Below are 13,991 nucleotides of genomic sequence, written 5' to 3'. Positions count from 1 at the left end.
TTAGTATTTGTCATTTTTAAATTTTCTTTTCTGTTTTTTGTAATTTCATTGATTCTGAATTGATGCAATAGCGCAAACCGCTTGGCGCGGGACCATCTGGAAATACGTGGCCTAAATGCGCATCACAAGTATTGCACATCACCTCCACCCTAACCATTCCGTAGGCTGTATCTTTTTCATATTTAATCGCGTTTACTGTAATTGGCTGTGTAAAACTAGGCCAGCCGGAGCTGGATGAAAATTTAATTGTAGAGTCGAATAAAGGCGTGCCACAGCAAATACAATTGTATTTTCCTTCGTCGTAAATACTGCACAACGCGCCGCTATTGGGAGCTTCCGTTCCTTTAAGACGTGTTATTCGGTATTGTTCGGGAGTTAATAGTTCCTTCCATTCGCTATCCGTTTTTTCAACGCGTTTATCGGGAATGGGATTGCCATTTACTGTAAAATTCATTACTTCTTTCCAAGTTAACATGCTTTTTTCTTTCTTGAATTAATTTATATTCTATTGCTCGGTGACTTCTGTCGTTAAAGGTACTTACAAATTACAATTTCAGAAATAAAAGCCCTTCCATTTAAAGCATCCCAAAAACCTGAAAAACCAAAAACAGAAAGCTCATTAAAAAGGTTGCAAGTTCCATAAATCCAAAAGGTGGTTTAAGGAGTAGAAATATTCTTAAGGGAAGATAAAACAGGCAAAGACAAAGGATTGACCAAAATTGGATGCCACCATTTTCGGGATGCCAATTTTGCACCGTGAGCGTTAGAAAGGCAATACTGAAAAAAATAAATACACTTATAAATAAATTACTTCCAATTTTCACAAAAGGATTGCCTGCTATTTTGTGGGACTCTTTGTGTTTTAAACTGTTGATTAGAACAATTAAATAACTAAAAATATAGATTACAACTCCTAAAGCGAAAAGTGTTGCCCTCCCTCCCATTTCGGTCATTGCTTCAAATGGCACGAACCACCACACAAATCCCCAAGCGGTTATGAATGCTGCCGTACCTACAGTTTTCTTTTCGAAATCACTGGTAACCAAACTTTGGTTTTCTGGTATTTCTTTGTTGTTCCAAGCTGCATAATAGCTGAAACAACCTAAACAAACCGCAATAATATTTAGTAACATCAGCAGATTTACTGAAAGTTGAAGATTTTCTGATTGCCATTGTTTCATTGCATCCAACCCGAAGTAGCATAAAAAAACCACCACGGCATCCGTCAACAAGTTTATTTTATCAAAAGCGCGATTGGCGAATACGGTTGTGGTTGCTTTCATAAACAGTCTTAAATGGTTCTCGTAAAAGTATATTTCGCTATCAACTTATAAATCACTCCATTGGGTGAAAAATGAACTTATATGTATTCCTAATTTTGACATAATAAATTTCAGCACACTAACTTTTTAAAGTATCAATTATGAAAAACCGAATTATTATTGCATCGCTATGTTTGGCTTCTTTAAGCATTATTTCCTGTAAAAATGAAGAAAGCAAACCCACTGAAAATGTGAATGAACAATCTGTTCCAGAAAACACAGATGCCACCAGAAACGACAAACTAAGAACTCTAAAAACGGGCGAGCACACTGTGACTTTAAATTCCATTCAAGATTGGGTTATAGACCAACGAAGTTCAGAGATTCCTGCAGCGGAAAAATCTGTCATTTTGGAACAGATAGGTTATAAACCAATTTATAGTGCAAATACCAGTATGGCTACAATGGTTTACCGTAAAGGAACTGTGTCCATGAATGCAGATAATGCAATAAGCGGAATGATTGGTACGGTATTGACGAATCCAAATATTTCTGTGAAAGACCAAAAGTTCGAAGATGTAAGCGCTATTTATGGATTTCCCGCAAAATTAAGCAGTGGGCGTTTTGTGGAGGGCGGAGCCAATCCTTACCAATATGAATATAAAATATTAGCAATCGCAGATGGGAAAGAGCTTTATATGTTTTTAGGGATGTTTGAGACTATAAATGGTTTCGACTCAAGATTCTTTGATGATGTTTTGAAGAGCGTTAAAATCAATAAAGTATAATTAACTAACTATAAATTATTCAATTATGAAAAAAATAGCAGCAATTATCGCGGCCTTAGCCATCATTTCAGCAATCGTTATGTATATGGTAGGTTCCAATTCGGGCCATCTTTCTGAACTGAAAGACTTCTTTTGGGTTCCACTTCCTTTGGCGCTTATATGTTTATTTATTGCCTTTGGAAAGAAAAAAGAAAACGTTTAACCATTCTAAAATAAAACAGATGAAAACACTAAAACTAATTTTCGCAAGTACATTATTTCTAATTTTAGGAAGCACAGCAATAGCGCAACCTTCAGCAGCACAAGTAAAAAAAGACGTTACTAAAACATTTCCCGGTGCAATTTCCATAGAAGTAATTGGCAATGGTGAAACTACTGAGGAATGGGAAGGTAGTACCAAAATGTATTATCACCGTAGGAGAGTAAAAGTTGTTTCAAAAACTTCCTTTGACAAACAATTGCCAGAGTCCAGAGCTATTGTGGAGGGTTTAGCTGTTTATACAAAGCAAGGCGGGAATTTTGTCTATAAAAAATACAATCCAGGCTATGAAGAACTTACCGGGATGCCACCTGTTGATATTGATGCAATCAACGAAATGATTAAAAATAATATCTGCAAATTGGTAATCAATTGTAATAGTGTAGTTGCGCAACCTATTTCAAATTGGTATATGACCAAAGACTCCAAAATCACTTGGTACTCTCCTACTTCTTTCTCATTTAAAATTGATACCCTAACCATCAAAAGATGGCGTAATCCTACTACACTTGATGTGGTTGAAGGAAAAGCGGATATCCGTTTTTATCGTGACGATATGCAAAGTGACTGGACAAGGGTGCTTGACGCTTCAGGGTTTACACGAGTGAGGGATTTGAAAGAGGAAAAATATACCGAGGAAGAATTGAACAGTATGTCCTATTTAAATCAAGTAACAGAATGAAAAGTGCAATTTTAATCCTACCACTTTTAATTTCCAATATGGCTATTTCACAAAAATATTCATCTTTTAAAAATGTTCAGTTTAAAAATATTTATGAAGTTTTTGATTACGCACACAAAACGCTCTACAATGATGATGCTAAAACCTGTGAGATGAAAATCAAAAATGCATTGAGCAATGAATATTACATAGGCGAAGACAGAAAAAACCTAAACCAAAAAGGTGAAAATCTCTTAGCATACCTAAAGGCAATTAAAACATCGGATCAAGGGTACGATTTTCAATACTGCGGCCATCCCATTGAAAGATTGCAAACAGACCACACTTACTCTTGGTATAATAAAAACAATTCCAGGACCAGCACCTTAAACGCACAATGGGAAAATGGTTTCTTACGCATCGCTTCGTTAGATATTGTGATTGAGGGAAACCCTGAAGCCAGAAAAAAGTTAGCTCGTTTTTCTTGTACGCAAACCACAATTGGTGCGATAGTCCGTGGAAAACGCATAGGACTTTCAGAACAGAAATACGACCAGCCAGTGCTTGCGTATAACAGTGAAACAGATTATTGGCAGGAAGCAATTTATTTGGAAAAAAGTGAAGATGGTTTTTACAATGTGGAATATCCGAACAAAACCAAAACAACAGTTACACAGATTGTTCCTATAGATATTCGGCCCGGAGATTTAGCCTATTTTCTTCAAGATAATGAATTGAAAAGAGTTGGAATCGCTGAGGTTAATAACACACTTATTAGCCTTGCAGCAAGTAAGCTTAATATGGTTGTTGAGCGTGATAAGCTGTATTTCAAAATCAACACTTATGAAGCTATTGATACTGAATCGCTGCTATTTATTGGAAAATAAACATTTTAATTAAATACAATAACATGAAACTATTATTACAATTTTCTTTATTTATCATTTTCGGATTAAATTCAATTTCCTCTTTACAAGCACAAAATGTAACCATTCCAGATGTAAACTTTAAAGCCTATTTGTTAGGAAACACAGCCATAAATACTAATGGAGATAATGAAATTCAAGTGAGTGAAGCAACAGATTTTCAGGGAAGCATTTCTTGCAACGACTTAAATATTGCAGACACGACAGGGCTTGAAGCTTTCGTAAACATTCAATACCTCTACTGTGATCACAACCAACTAACCACTTTAAATTTAAGTAGCAATTTAGGGTTGAAGACGGTTTATTGCAACGACAATCCACTGACCTTTGTTGATGCAAGTAACAACACAAATTTAGAGGAATTGAATGCCTATCAATGTCAGTTAACCAGCATAAATATTACAAATTGCACTTCACTTGACGCCCTGTATCTTTATGACAATCAATTAAGTATAATTGATTTAAGTACAAATTTAGCGCTAACCGCCATTAGTCTTGAAATGAATCAATTTGAAACCTTAGATTTAAGTATAAATCCAGCTATAACCGCTGTTGGAGTTACTGATAACCAATTAACAAGCTTAAACCTTGCCAACGGAAATAACATGAATTTTGTAAATATACAGGCCACAAACAATCCAGATTTACGTTGTGTTCAAGTGGATGATGAAATGTATAGTAACGACAATTGGAATGATGGCCAATTTTTCAATTTTGATCCTCAAACTTCCTTTAGTGAAGACTGTAGTTTAGGAAATTCTGAATTCAACACTACCAATTCATCACCAATTGCAGTTTATCCAAACCCTACAAAAGACCAGATAAATTTTTCTGAAGTTGTAACTATTGAATTAGCTTCCGTAACAGGACAAATTCTTAATAGCCAAAAAAGCGTTTCGTTTTTAGACCTTTCAAAACAAACCACTGGAATTTATTTTATTACAATTACAGATTCAAACGGACAAGTATTGCAAAGAAGTAAAATAATTAAGGAATAGCTTAAAGTTCATAAATCAGGAAGTTGCACTAGTTTTTTATTAAAATAAAATTTGTACTTTTTCCATAAAATAAGCTGATGCGCAAACAATTACTCGATTCGATTTTTTTTTCAAAAACTTTTAGCATAAAGTGTTCTTTCCTGGTTTTATTTTTTTTTATTCTTTCTTCTTCCGTCATTTCCCAGAATAAAGAAAAGATTGATAGTCTGTTGCATATTATTGAAACCCCAAAGCTAGACACTATTACCGTCAATGCTTATTGTGGCTTGTCTTCAGAATTGGTTGGTGTTGATAATGAGCAAGCAAAATCATTTGCCTTAAAAGGTTTAGCTATTTCGAATGAAATTAAAAACACAAAAATGCAAGGCTATGCTAATCATGTAACCGGTATTGTTTACGATTATATGGGCGTTGCGGATAGCGCGCTAATTCATTATGAAAAGTCCATCGAAATTAAAAGAACGCTAAATGATTTGGACGGGGAAGCGTCAACACTCTTGAATATTGGCGTTCTTTATTTTTATCAAAAGGATTATGAGAAGTCTCTTTTTTATGCGAAACAATCGCTGGAAATGTATAAAAAATTGAACAATGAGAAAAGAACTTCTGCAGCGCTCAATAATATTGGCGCTACTTACCGGCTTCTAAAAAAGTATGACGAAGCCATTGAAACCTATAATGAAGCCTTAGCATTAAAGGAAAAGGTAAATGACAGCTTAGGCATGACAAGCGTTTTCCTTAACCTAGGAATTGCCTACCAAAACAAAGAAATGTATGCTGAAGCGGAAGCATATTTATTAAAATCACTTGCTATACAGAAAAAACTCGATGATGAAAGTAGGCTTATAAACACTTACATCACTTTAGCAAACTTAAACATTGAGCAAGAAAAGTTTACTGCCGGTAAGGAGTATATAGAAAAATCCATAGAAGTTGGGAAACGTAAGGATCTTCCCCACGAAATGTCTTCGGTTTATAAACTCTATGCTTATTTGGATAATCTAACAGGAGATTATGAATCTGCCTATACGCACCTAAATGAATATATAAAACTAAAAGACCAGTTTGAAAAAGCCGACCGAAAAAAGGAAATGGACAAATTGGAAACAGTTTATCAAACGAAGGAAAAGGAAAAGGAAATAGAAGTTAGTAACACTATTATTAAAAACCGAAACAAAGCGCTATGGGTGATAAGTATTATCGTTGCAGTGCTTCTGATTTTGGCTTTTTGGCTTTTTTGGTTACGCTATAAATTGCACAAAAGCAACAAGCAACTCAATGTTTTAGTGAAGCAGAAAGAAGATTTGGTAAAGGAAATCCATCATCGGGTGAAGAACAATTTACAGGTAATTAGCAGTTTGCTAAATATGCACGTTCGGAAAGTTGAAGATCCACAGTCCAAAAAGATTTTTGATGACGGCATTTCACGTATTCAGGCTATGTCGCTCATTCACCAAAACATTTATAGCCACTCCAGTCTTCAGCAATTAAAGCCGAAGGATTATATTGAAAAATTGGTACAGCAACTTTTCATTACTTACCAAATCCCAGATAAATCCATCAAAATAACTACAGATATTGAAGATATGGATTTGGATATAGAAAAACTTATGAGCCTTGGTTTGATTCTTAATGAAATTCTTTCCAATGCTTTTAAATATGCCTTTAACGGAAGCCAGCAAGGTGAAATTGATATTTCAATGAAGACCATTTCGCAAAATAAAGTGGAACTAAAAGTAAAGGACAGCGGAAAGGGTATAACTATTGAAATGATGGACGCCTCCGCAAATTCTTTGGGAATGAGACTAATAAACGCTTTCAGCGAAAAGTTGGATGCCGAAATGAATATTACAAATACTAATGGAACGAAATACAAATTAGTTTTCAATCCCAATTAATGAAACAAGCTCTCAAAATATTGATTCTTGAAGATGAGCCAATAATTGCTATGGATCTGAAAGAAAATTGTATTGATCTAGGTCACGAGGTTGTTAGTGTTTGTTACACGTATACGCAGGCAATGGAGCAGATTGAAATTAAAAATCCAAACTTTGCCTTGGTTGATATCCGTTTGGGAAAGGATGAAGACGGAATCATCTTCGGAAAAAAGCTTACTGAGGAATTTGGAATTCCTTTCATCTTTATAACATCTTTCTTTGATGAAAAAACCCTCTCGCAAGCGAAGACCACCTACCCTTCCGGATATTTGGTAAAACCCATTAGCAAAGGTGGATTGGTTGCTGCCATTGAAGTTGGGGCCTCCAATTTTCAGAAATGGAACAACGGCAATGAAAGTTTGGAAGAAAAGATTGAAAAACTTTCCCATTCCCCGCTCACCAAAAAGGAACTTGAGATTGTGAAGGAATTAATGCAGGGCAAAACCAATTTTGAAATCGGTGAATCGCAGTTTGTGAGTTTAAACACGGTGAAAACGCATCTTAAAAACATCTTCCTAAAAATGGAGGTTGAAAATCGAGGGCAGTTGATTGTGCAGCTTAATAAATAATTATGGCTATAAAACCGATCAAATTTCCACCAATTAGATACCAATTAAAAGATTCCGGAGCGAATCCTTTTGATATGGAAGCTAAGGAAAATATCTTTTTTTTCGATGATGAGTATTCTTGTTTAAGTAAAAATATACAAGACTTACGTCCTTTTTGTGAAATCTCTAATATGTATGTCGTTTTTGAAATGGAGCGGATGAACTTGGTTGAAAACGGTAAAGTTTTGAAACGTTTTCCAAAAGGGGAAAATCAGCGTTATGTAATAAGAGATAACAACCCCGTTTATGCTATAGTTGCTAATCAATTAATAGATTATTCGTTTCATTCCCAAGATCGAAAAATCGAAAGAATGTCATATTGGGTTATTCACGAAAACGATTCATTCGGCGGACTTTATTCATTTATTTGGAATAATCATGGAGAAGCATTAAATCGTGCGATACATTTTTCAGCTGAAACTAAATGTGCTGTTTTGGTAGTTCAATGTATATCAATTGAAGATAGGCACTAATGCTGAATAATTCATTCTTTCAAACTACATTAAAATGATTGAATTTCCGACAATTAAATACCAATTAAAAGATTCCGACGCGAATCCGTTTGATATAGACGCGAAGGAAAACATCTTTTTTTTCGATGGCAATTATTCTAGTTTATCCAACAACACGGAAGAGTTGGATTCGTGTTACGAACAGTCAACAGCAAATTCTGTGTTAGTTATGCACCGCCTGGATTTTATAAGCAAAGGCGTAATTTTAAAACATTTTCAGAAAGATGAAACCCTTTATCAGCGAACTACGAGCGACGGAAAACTGTTTTATTCTATTTTGTCTAGCCAATTGATAGATCTTCTTTTTGAAATGAAATCTGAAAGTATTATTATAAAAACGTATAATGTTAGTAATCCAAACAACCCACTTGCTAGATTTATATGGCATGATTATGAAGAATGTTTAGCATTTGCAAAGCAATACTCAAGCAAATCTGCAGATGCTTTTTTGGTAGTTCAGTGTTTGTGGATTGCGGATACGCATTAATGGTATAAATTATCAAAAATCGTGTTCAGCATTGATTGTGAAAGATAATAACCGCCACCAATAACAAGCATTGGCAGGGCAATGCAGGCCAAAGCAACAGACCAACCAAAAACGCCAAAAAAAGTAACAACTTTTCCTTTTGACGGATTTTCAATTTTATAAGCATAAACTGCCTTCTCGCCCACTTTCCAACTTGGTGGATTGCTTGAAGAAATGGACGTGTGTTCAATCACTTTGCCATCTTTTGTAACGAATTTAAAAACAGGTTTGAACGTTGGTTTGCTCGTACTTCGGTGTATTTTTTTCAACTCGACTACTTCGCCCTTTGCCCGTTCGCTGTTTTTCAGAAATACTACGTTTTTATAGACTAAAAATAACGAAAGAGCCAACAAAATTATTCCGACGGTAAAAGCAATTTGATACTCCATTTTATTTTTCTTTAATTCCAAAATAGGTTTCGTTTTTAAGATTTTCTGTCAATAAATTCAATTCAAAATTTAAATCAAATGCACAAGTTGTTGCGGCTTCGTTGTTCCAAGTAACTTGAATTGATTTACCCTTTTCTGCAAATTGATACAATAGAAAATCCATCCAATCTTCTTCAAAAGAGCAATTTTTAGGTATTTTCGGAAAGATGAATTCCTTCATTTTCTGCAACGGGAAAACATTCTTCAAATTCAATTCTTCAAATCCGGTGTTTGGGGAATATCTATAAAATACCAATTGTTCCGCAACGCACACAGGACCGCAGCTTTCCTTGTAAACACCTACTAAAACATAAGGTTTTGGAAGTTTCCAAAGCTTCATTTGAAATTGCCCTTCAAGAGAGCCAATGAGTTTCAGATATGTTTTGTTTACAGATTCAAACGCATATTTATCTTGGGTGGAATTCATCACTTTATAAGCTTCTTCAAATGATTTGTTATTTTTTGAATGCGCTACAATCTGACTTCTTTCTGAAGGGCCCAAATTGAGTACAATTGAATCCGGCAGCATTTGAAAAAATTCAATGCTATTTTGCGAAAACCCAATTTGTCCAAAAAAAAGCAAAGCGAAAACTGAAAAGGCTTTCACTTAAAGGTTTGTTGAATTTGATGAAATCCGCTTGTTCAATTCTTGTTCAAATTCAAAATATTCCTTTTCTGAACGGAATCCTTTTGCCTGAATATAAAGTGGTTTAGTGGCGCTTTTCTTCATTTTAACTTGAAGTATGCTTCCGTTAAATTTGTTTCCAATTTGAATGGCTGAATCGATTATTTCTAAAGGAATTTTTACAACATCCGCTTTTCCGTTTGGCACTTGAAGTGTTGAATCTGAGATTTCAAGCTTGTACGGATTCTGTTTTGAATTCTTTGATTTCGTCTTTAAAATTAGGGCAATGAGCAGAAATAATCCAGTAAATAACAAACCTCCAAAAAACAAGGTATGGTTGGTAAGATGTATCCTGCGAGTGTGGATTTCAAAAGGAACAACCGCTCCAATTATTGCGCATATAATAAAAATTCCAATTGCTTTCCAAATGGTATTGTTAAATGGAATTTCATAAGTGTACTGTTTGTTCATAATCTTTAGTTTTTGCTAAAGTATATGGGTACAGCCAAAAAAAAATCACTCATAAGAGTGATTTTGAATGATTTAATTTGAATATTTCATAGCCACTTCTTCCGTTTAAAATACCAAAGCATCCCGAAGAAAACCAAGATCATCGCGCCCCACAGATAGTAATAACCATACTTGAAATGCAGTTCAGGGATGTGGTCAAAATTCATCCCATAAATTCCTGCCATAAAAGTTAAGGGAATAAATATGGATGCCATAATGGTTAGCACTTTCATCACTTCGTTCATTTTGTTGCTAATGGTGGTCATATACATATCCATCAAACCCCAGATCATATCGCGATAAATTTCAACGCTTTCATTCACTTGAATAATGTGGTCGTACAAATCGCGGATGTATTTGTTGGTACGTTCCTCAATGAGCGGGGTTTCTATTTTTTCAAGTCTATTAACCACTTCCCGCAAGGGTACGACTGCTTTTCGGATTTTTAGAATTTCCTTTTTAAGGTCTTGTATTTCCTCTGTGATATTTGGGTCCTCTTTGTCGTCAAAAAGCTTGTCTTCCAGCAATTCCACTTTATTGCTCAAGAATTCAATTACTGTAAAGTAGTTATCTACAATGGCATCCAAAATGGCGAACATTAAATAATCTGCTCCAGCTGTGCGAATTCTTCCACGTCCATGTGCCAAACGTTCCCGCAGATCTCCAAAAACATCTCCTTCGGCCTCTTGAAAAGTTAGCACGTAATCCTTTCCCATTACTAAACTTACGTGTTCATTTGTCAACTGTTCCGCGTCATCATAATGCAACATTTTGAAAACGATAAACAAATACTCTTCATATTCATCAATCTTTGGGCGTTGGTTGGTTGTAACTATATCTTCCTGAATTAGCGGATGTAAATCGAAATGATTCCCGAGAGTAACAATATCATCCGTATTGCTTAATCCATTTACATTTATCCACGTAATATGTGTGGAATCTTCATATTTGAAAGCATCTTCAATATTGTGTGTTTCAAAGCGATCGTAATGCTCTTTGGAATAATCAATTATATCAAGCTGTGTAACCGTCGTGGTCTTTTTTCCTGTATAGGCTACCGTTCCGGGGGAAAGATTTCTTGCTCTTTTTGGTTGTATTTTGGTGGTTTCCTGTTTTTTTCTTCTTCTAGCAGCCATAAAAGTGATTTATGTTTTTAAAGGTAGGAAAAATGAACAAATGATTTAAATTCCACAAATACAATTAAATGTTAATCTACTTTATGTCTTTTTAGAAGCGTTTTTTCTATATCGTTTAATTTAAAACCTTTTGCTTGAAGTAAAATCATATAGTGAAACAATAAATCCGCACTTTCATTTAAGAAAAGTTCATCGTTGTTTTCTTTCGCCTCAATAACCACTTCCACAGCCTCCTCACCTACTTTTTGGGCTATTTTATTGATACCTTTTTGGAAAAGTGAAGAAATATAAGACTCCGTATTTTCAAAGTCTTCCTTTCTGTTTTCAATGATTTTTTCCAATTCTGAAAGAAATCCGAAATTTGAATTATTTTCTTCCATCCAACAAGTATCGGTTCCTTTGTGGCAAACGGGTCCTGTGGGATTTACCTTTATCAATAATGCATCGTTATCACAATCTACGGCAATGGAAACCAGTTCCAAAAAGTTGCCACTTTCCTCGCCTTTAGTCCAAAGCCTGTGTTTGCTTCTGCTGAAGAACGTAACTTTTTTAGATTCATTTGTTTTAAGAAATGCCTCTTCGTTCATATAGCCGAGCATCAAAACTTTTTGTGTCCCGTTATCCTGAATTATAGCAGGAACCAATCTGTTTGTATATTTTTCAAAATCTATTTTCATCTTTTCTTATTTTTTCTAATAATTCATTTTTCGTCATTCGCCCTTCGTCCCTCGTCGTTCTTCCCTCGGAACTCGTATAGGTATTCCCTGTATTTGTAATTCATTTTTTAAATCGGTTATCGTAATTTCCTTAAAGTGAAAAACGCTGGCGGCCAAAGCGGCATCGGCTTTTCCATTTTTAAAAGTATCTGTAAAATGCTGCATAGTTCCCGCGCCGCCCGAAGCTATTATCGGAATATTCAAAGTTGTGGAAAGCTTTGCCAAAGCCTCATTCGCAAAACCATTTTTTGTACCGTCATGATCCATGGAGGTAAAAAGAATTTCTCCTGCGCCACGCTGCTCCACTTCTTTTGCCCATTCAAAAAGATCTAAATCTGTAAGCACCTTCCCTCCCATCAAATGTACTTTCCAGCAGCCATCAATTTGTTTTGCGTCAATGGCAACCACGATACATTGTGAACCAAATCTTGAAGCCAGTTCATTGATTAACTGCGGATTTTTTACTGCGGAAGAATTTATTGAAACTTTATCTGCTCCGTTATTTAATAGGATTTCAACGTCTTCAATCGAAGAAATTCCGCCACCAACGGTAAACGGAATATTGATGGTTTCTGCGACTTTTAAAACTAAATCTGCCAAAGTTTTTCTACGCTCTTCTGTTGCTGAAATGTCTAGAAAAACAAGTCCGTCTGCCCCGTTTTCTGAATAGAATTTTGCCAATTCCACAGGATCTCCGGCATCACGTAAATCGAGGAAATTGATTCCTTTTACGGTTCTTCCGTTTTTAATATCGAGACAGGGAATGATTCTTTTAGTTAACATAATTTGAGGTGTGAATTACGAACGACGAGCGACGAAACCGGATTACGAAATACGGACGACGAATGCCGAGATTTGAAAATGTTTCTCATAATCTTTTTCTTGCTGTTTTTATTGATGCAACGGTAATGGCGACCAATTCATCACTTTCATCGATTAATTTTTGGATGGTTTCGGTGTTGTTCGAATTGATTTCTAACAATATTTCCAACCAAAACATACTTTCGTCTGCTTCTTCTTCTACGATCTTTAATTTATTTATAAAATCTCGATCAGATTTTGCACGGTTGGCAGCACGATAATTTGCGCCAACAGAGCTTGATGACCGAATAAGTTGGCGTACAATGGAGTCGAATTCTCTTGACTTTGGAATTTTAGTACACAAGGCCAAACAATCCAAAGTAAACTTTTTGGTTCTAGCTTTTAAATCCTGCATATCCTTTTATTTTTTAATGTTAGACAAATTCAATTTAATGATTATCTCAATTATTTAATTATTAGTAACCTTTCATTTTTCACATAACTCAAAACTCGTTCGTAGCTCGTCGCTCGTCTCTCAAACCTCGTCGCTCAAAATATAGTTTTCGAGTTGTTTTAGATTAATGCGATTTTCATAAATGGCTTTGCCAATGATGGTTCCTTCACAGCCTATTTCAGCAAGTTTTGGAAGTTCTTCAAAAGTTGAAATTCCTCCCGAGGCAATCAATTTCAATTCTTTTCCATTCGGTCTTCGACTGTACTCAGACTGAAATTCGGATATTATTTTTTTGTATAAATCAAACGAAGGCCCCTTTAACATTCCATCTTTGCTGATATCTGTGCAGATTACGTATTTAATTCCTTCTTCAATATATTTCTGAATAAAGGGAATCAATTTTAAATTTGAATCTTCAGTCCAACCGCTTATCGCCACTTTTTCATCTTTCGCATCCGCTCCTAAAATTATTTTTTCACTTCCGAATTTTTGCAACCAATTTTTAAAAATCTCAGGGTTTTTCACAGCTATACTTCCTCCGGTGATTTGTTTTGCACCGCATTCAAAGGCAATACGCAAATCTTCATCGGTTTTTAAACCGCCGCCGAAATCTATTTTCAATGAGGTTTGTGAAGCAATTCCCTCTAAAATTTTATGATTTACAATGTGTTTGTTTTTTGCGCCATCCAAATCCACCAAGTGTAAATACTGAATTCCGTGGGCTTCAAATTGCTTCGCTACTTCAAGCGGATTTTCATTATAAATCTTTTTGGTGCTGTAATCGCCTTTGGAAAGACGTACGCACTTACCATCAATGAGGTCTATTGCAGGTATTATTCGCATA

The 13,991-nt window shown here is 35.3% G+C and carries 19 protein-coding genes; 9 read left to right on the top strand and 10 right to left on the bottom strand.

Annotated features, from left to right (window positions below; all coding sequences use genetic code 11):
* Positions 1–16: 16 nt before the first annotated feature.
* A complete protein-coding gene (gene msrB, locus A7A78_RS00255; RefSeq protein WP_068760097.1) occupies positions 17–475 on the bottom strand; it encodes a peptide-methionine (R)-S-oxide reductase MsrB in 459 nt (152 codons plus the stop codon).
* 100 nt (positions 476–575) lie between these two features.
* A complete protein-coding gene (locus A7A78_RS00250; protein ID WP_068760096.1) occupies positions 576–1,283 on the bottom strand; it encodes a hypothetical protein in 708 nt (235 codons plus the stop codon).
* A gap of 140 nt (positions 1,284–1,423) precedes the next feature.
* Here A7A78_RS00250 and A7A78_RS00245 point away from each other — a divergent pair, with 140 nt between their 5' ends.
* From A7A78_RS00245 to A7A78_RS00210, 9 genes are all read left to right on the top strand, one after another.
* Positions 1,424–2,050 carry a hypothetical protein gene (locus tag A7A78_RS00245; RefSeq protein WP_068760095.1) on the top strand — a complete coding sequence of 209 codons (627 nt, stop codon included), beginning with the start codon at positions 1,424–1,426 and terminating at the stop codon, positions 2,048–2,050.
* Positions 2,051–2,075: 25 nt separating this feature from the next.
* Entirely contained in the window at positions 2,076–2,252 is a 177-nt protein-coding gene (locus A7A78_RS15025) for a hypothetical protein (RefSeq protein WP_165593530.1), read from the top strand.
* A gap of 19 nt (positions 2,253–2,271) precedes the next feature.
* Entirely contained in the window at positions 2,272–2,991 is a 720-nt protein-coding gene (locus A7A78_RS00240) for a hypothetical protein (protein ID WP_131811076.1), read from the top strand.
* On the top strand, positions 2,988–3,857 hold the full coding sequence (locus tag A7A78_RS00235) for a hypothetical protein (protein ID WP_068760093.1): 870 nt from the start codon (positions 2,988–2,990) through the stop codon (positions 3,855–3,857). The genes A7A78_RS00240 and A7A78_RS00235 overlap by 4 nt, the downstream gene beginning before the upstream one ends.
* A gap of 23 nt (positions 3,858–3,880) precedes the next feature.
* Positions 3,881–4,894, top strand: coding sequence for a T9SS type A sorting domain-containing protein (locus A7A78_RS00230; protein ID WP_068760092.1), 1,014 nt, complete (start codon positions 3,881–3,883; stop codon positions 4,892–4,894).
* 209 nt (positions 4,895–5,103) lie between these two features.
* Positions 5,104–6,792 carry a tetratricopeptide repeat-containing sensor histidine kinase gene (locus tag A7A78_RS00225; protein WP_165593529.1) on the top strand — a complete coding sequence of 563 codons (1,689 nt, stop codon included), beginning with the start codon at positions 5,104–5,106 and terminating at the stop codon, positions 6,790–6,792.
* Entirely contained in the window at positions 6,792–7,400 is a 609-nt protein-coding gene (locus A7A78_RS00220) for a response regulator transcription factor (RefSeq protein ID WP_068760089.1), read from the top strand. Before A7A78_RS00225 ends, A7A78_RS00220 begins: the two co-directional genes overlap by 1 nt.
* Before the next feature lie 2 nt (positions 7,401–7,402).
* The gene (locus tag A7A78_RS00215; RefSeq protein WP_068760087.1) at positions 7,403–7,912 is read left to right on the top strand and encodes a hypothetical protein; all 510 of its coding nucleotides are present in this window, start codon (positions 7,403–7,405) and stop codon (positions 7,910–7,912) included.
* A gap of 34 nt (positions 7,913–7,946) precedes the next feature.
* Positions 7,947–8,438, top strand: coding sequence for a hypothetical protein (locus tag A7A78_RS00210; RefSeq protein ID WP_068760085.1), 492 nt, complete (start codon positions 7,947–7,949; stop codon positions 8,436–8,438).
* On the opposite strand, the gene A7A78_RS00205 is transcribed toward A7A78_RS00210, so the two are convergent.
* From A7A78_RS00205 to hisA, 8 genes are all read right to left on the bottom strand, one after another.
* A complete protein-coding gene (locus A7A78_RS00205; protein ID WP_068760081.1) occupies positions 8,435–8,866 on the bottom strand; it encodes a DUF3592 domain-containing protein in 432 nt (143 codons plus the stop codon). The genes A7A78_RS00210 and A7A78_RS00205 overlap by 4 nt on opposite strands.
* A gap of 1 nt (position 8,867) precedes the next feature.
* Positions 8,868–9,512 (bottom strand): DUF3256 family protein, encoded by a 645-nt coding sequence (locus A7A78_RS00200; RefSeq protein WP_068760079.1) that lies wholly within the window; start codon positions 9,510–9,512, stop codon positions 8,868–8,870.
* Positions 9,513–10,001, bottom strand: a complete 489-nt coding sequence (locus A7A78_RS00195; RefSeq protein WP_068760078.1) for a hypothetical protein — start codon at positions 9,999–10,001, stop codon at positions 9,513–9,515. It lies immediately after the preceding gene.
* An 86-nt stretch (positions 10,002–10,087) separates the two neighbouring features.
* Entirely contained in the window at positions 10,088–11,176 is a 1,089-nt protein-coding gene (gene corA, locus A7A78_RS00190; protein ID WP_068760077.1) for a magnesium/cobalt transporter CorA, read from the bottom strand.
* Between the two features lie 71 nt (positions 11,177–11,247).
* Positions 11,248–11,853, bottom strand: coding sequence for a bifunctional phosphoribosyl-AMP cyclohydrolase/phosphoribosyl-ATP diphosphatase HisIE (gene hisIE / locus A7A78_RS00185; protein WP_068760076.1), 606 nt, complete (start codon positions 11,851–11,853; stop codon positions 11,248–11,250).
* Positions 11,854–11,886: 33 nt separating this feature from the next.
* Positions 11,887–12,675 (bottom strand): imidazole glycerol phosphate synthase subunit HisF, encoded by a 789-nt coding sequence (hisF, locus tag A7A78_RS00180; protein ID WP_068760075.1) that lies wholly within the window; start codon positions 12,673–12,675, stop codon positions 11,887–11,889.
* Positions 12,676–12,760: 85 nt separating this feature from the next.
* Entirely contained in the window at positions 12,761–13,108 is a 348-nt protein-coding gene (locus A7A78_RS00175) for a four helix bundle protein (protein ID WP_068760073.1), read from the bottom strand.
* A 120-nt stretch (positions 13,109–13,228) separates the two neighbouring features.
* Positions 13,229–13,990 (bottom strand): 1-(5-phosphoribosyl)-5-[(5-phosphoribosylamino)methylideneamino]imidazole-4-carboxamide isomerase, encoded by a 762-nt coding sequence (hisA, locus tag A7A78_RS00170; RefSeq protein WP_068760072.1) that lies wholly within the window; start codon positions 13,988–13,990, stop codon positions 13,229–13,231.
* Position 13,991: the final 1 nt, after the last annotated feature.

This window comes from Aequorivita soesokkakensis, assembly GCF_001641085.1.
Classification (GTDB): domain Bacteria; phylum Bacteroidota; class Bacteroidia; order Flavobacteriales; family Flavobacteriaceae; genus Aequorivita; species Aequorivita soesokkakensis.
This window is presented reverse-complemented; position numbering and strand designations above follow the sequence as displayed.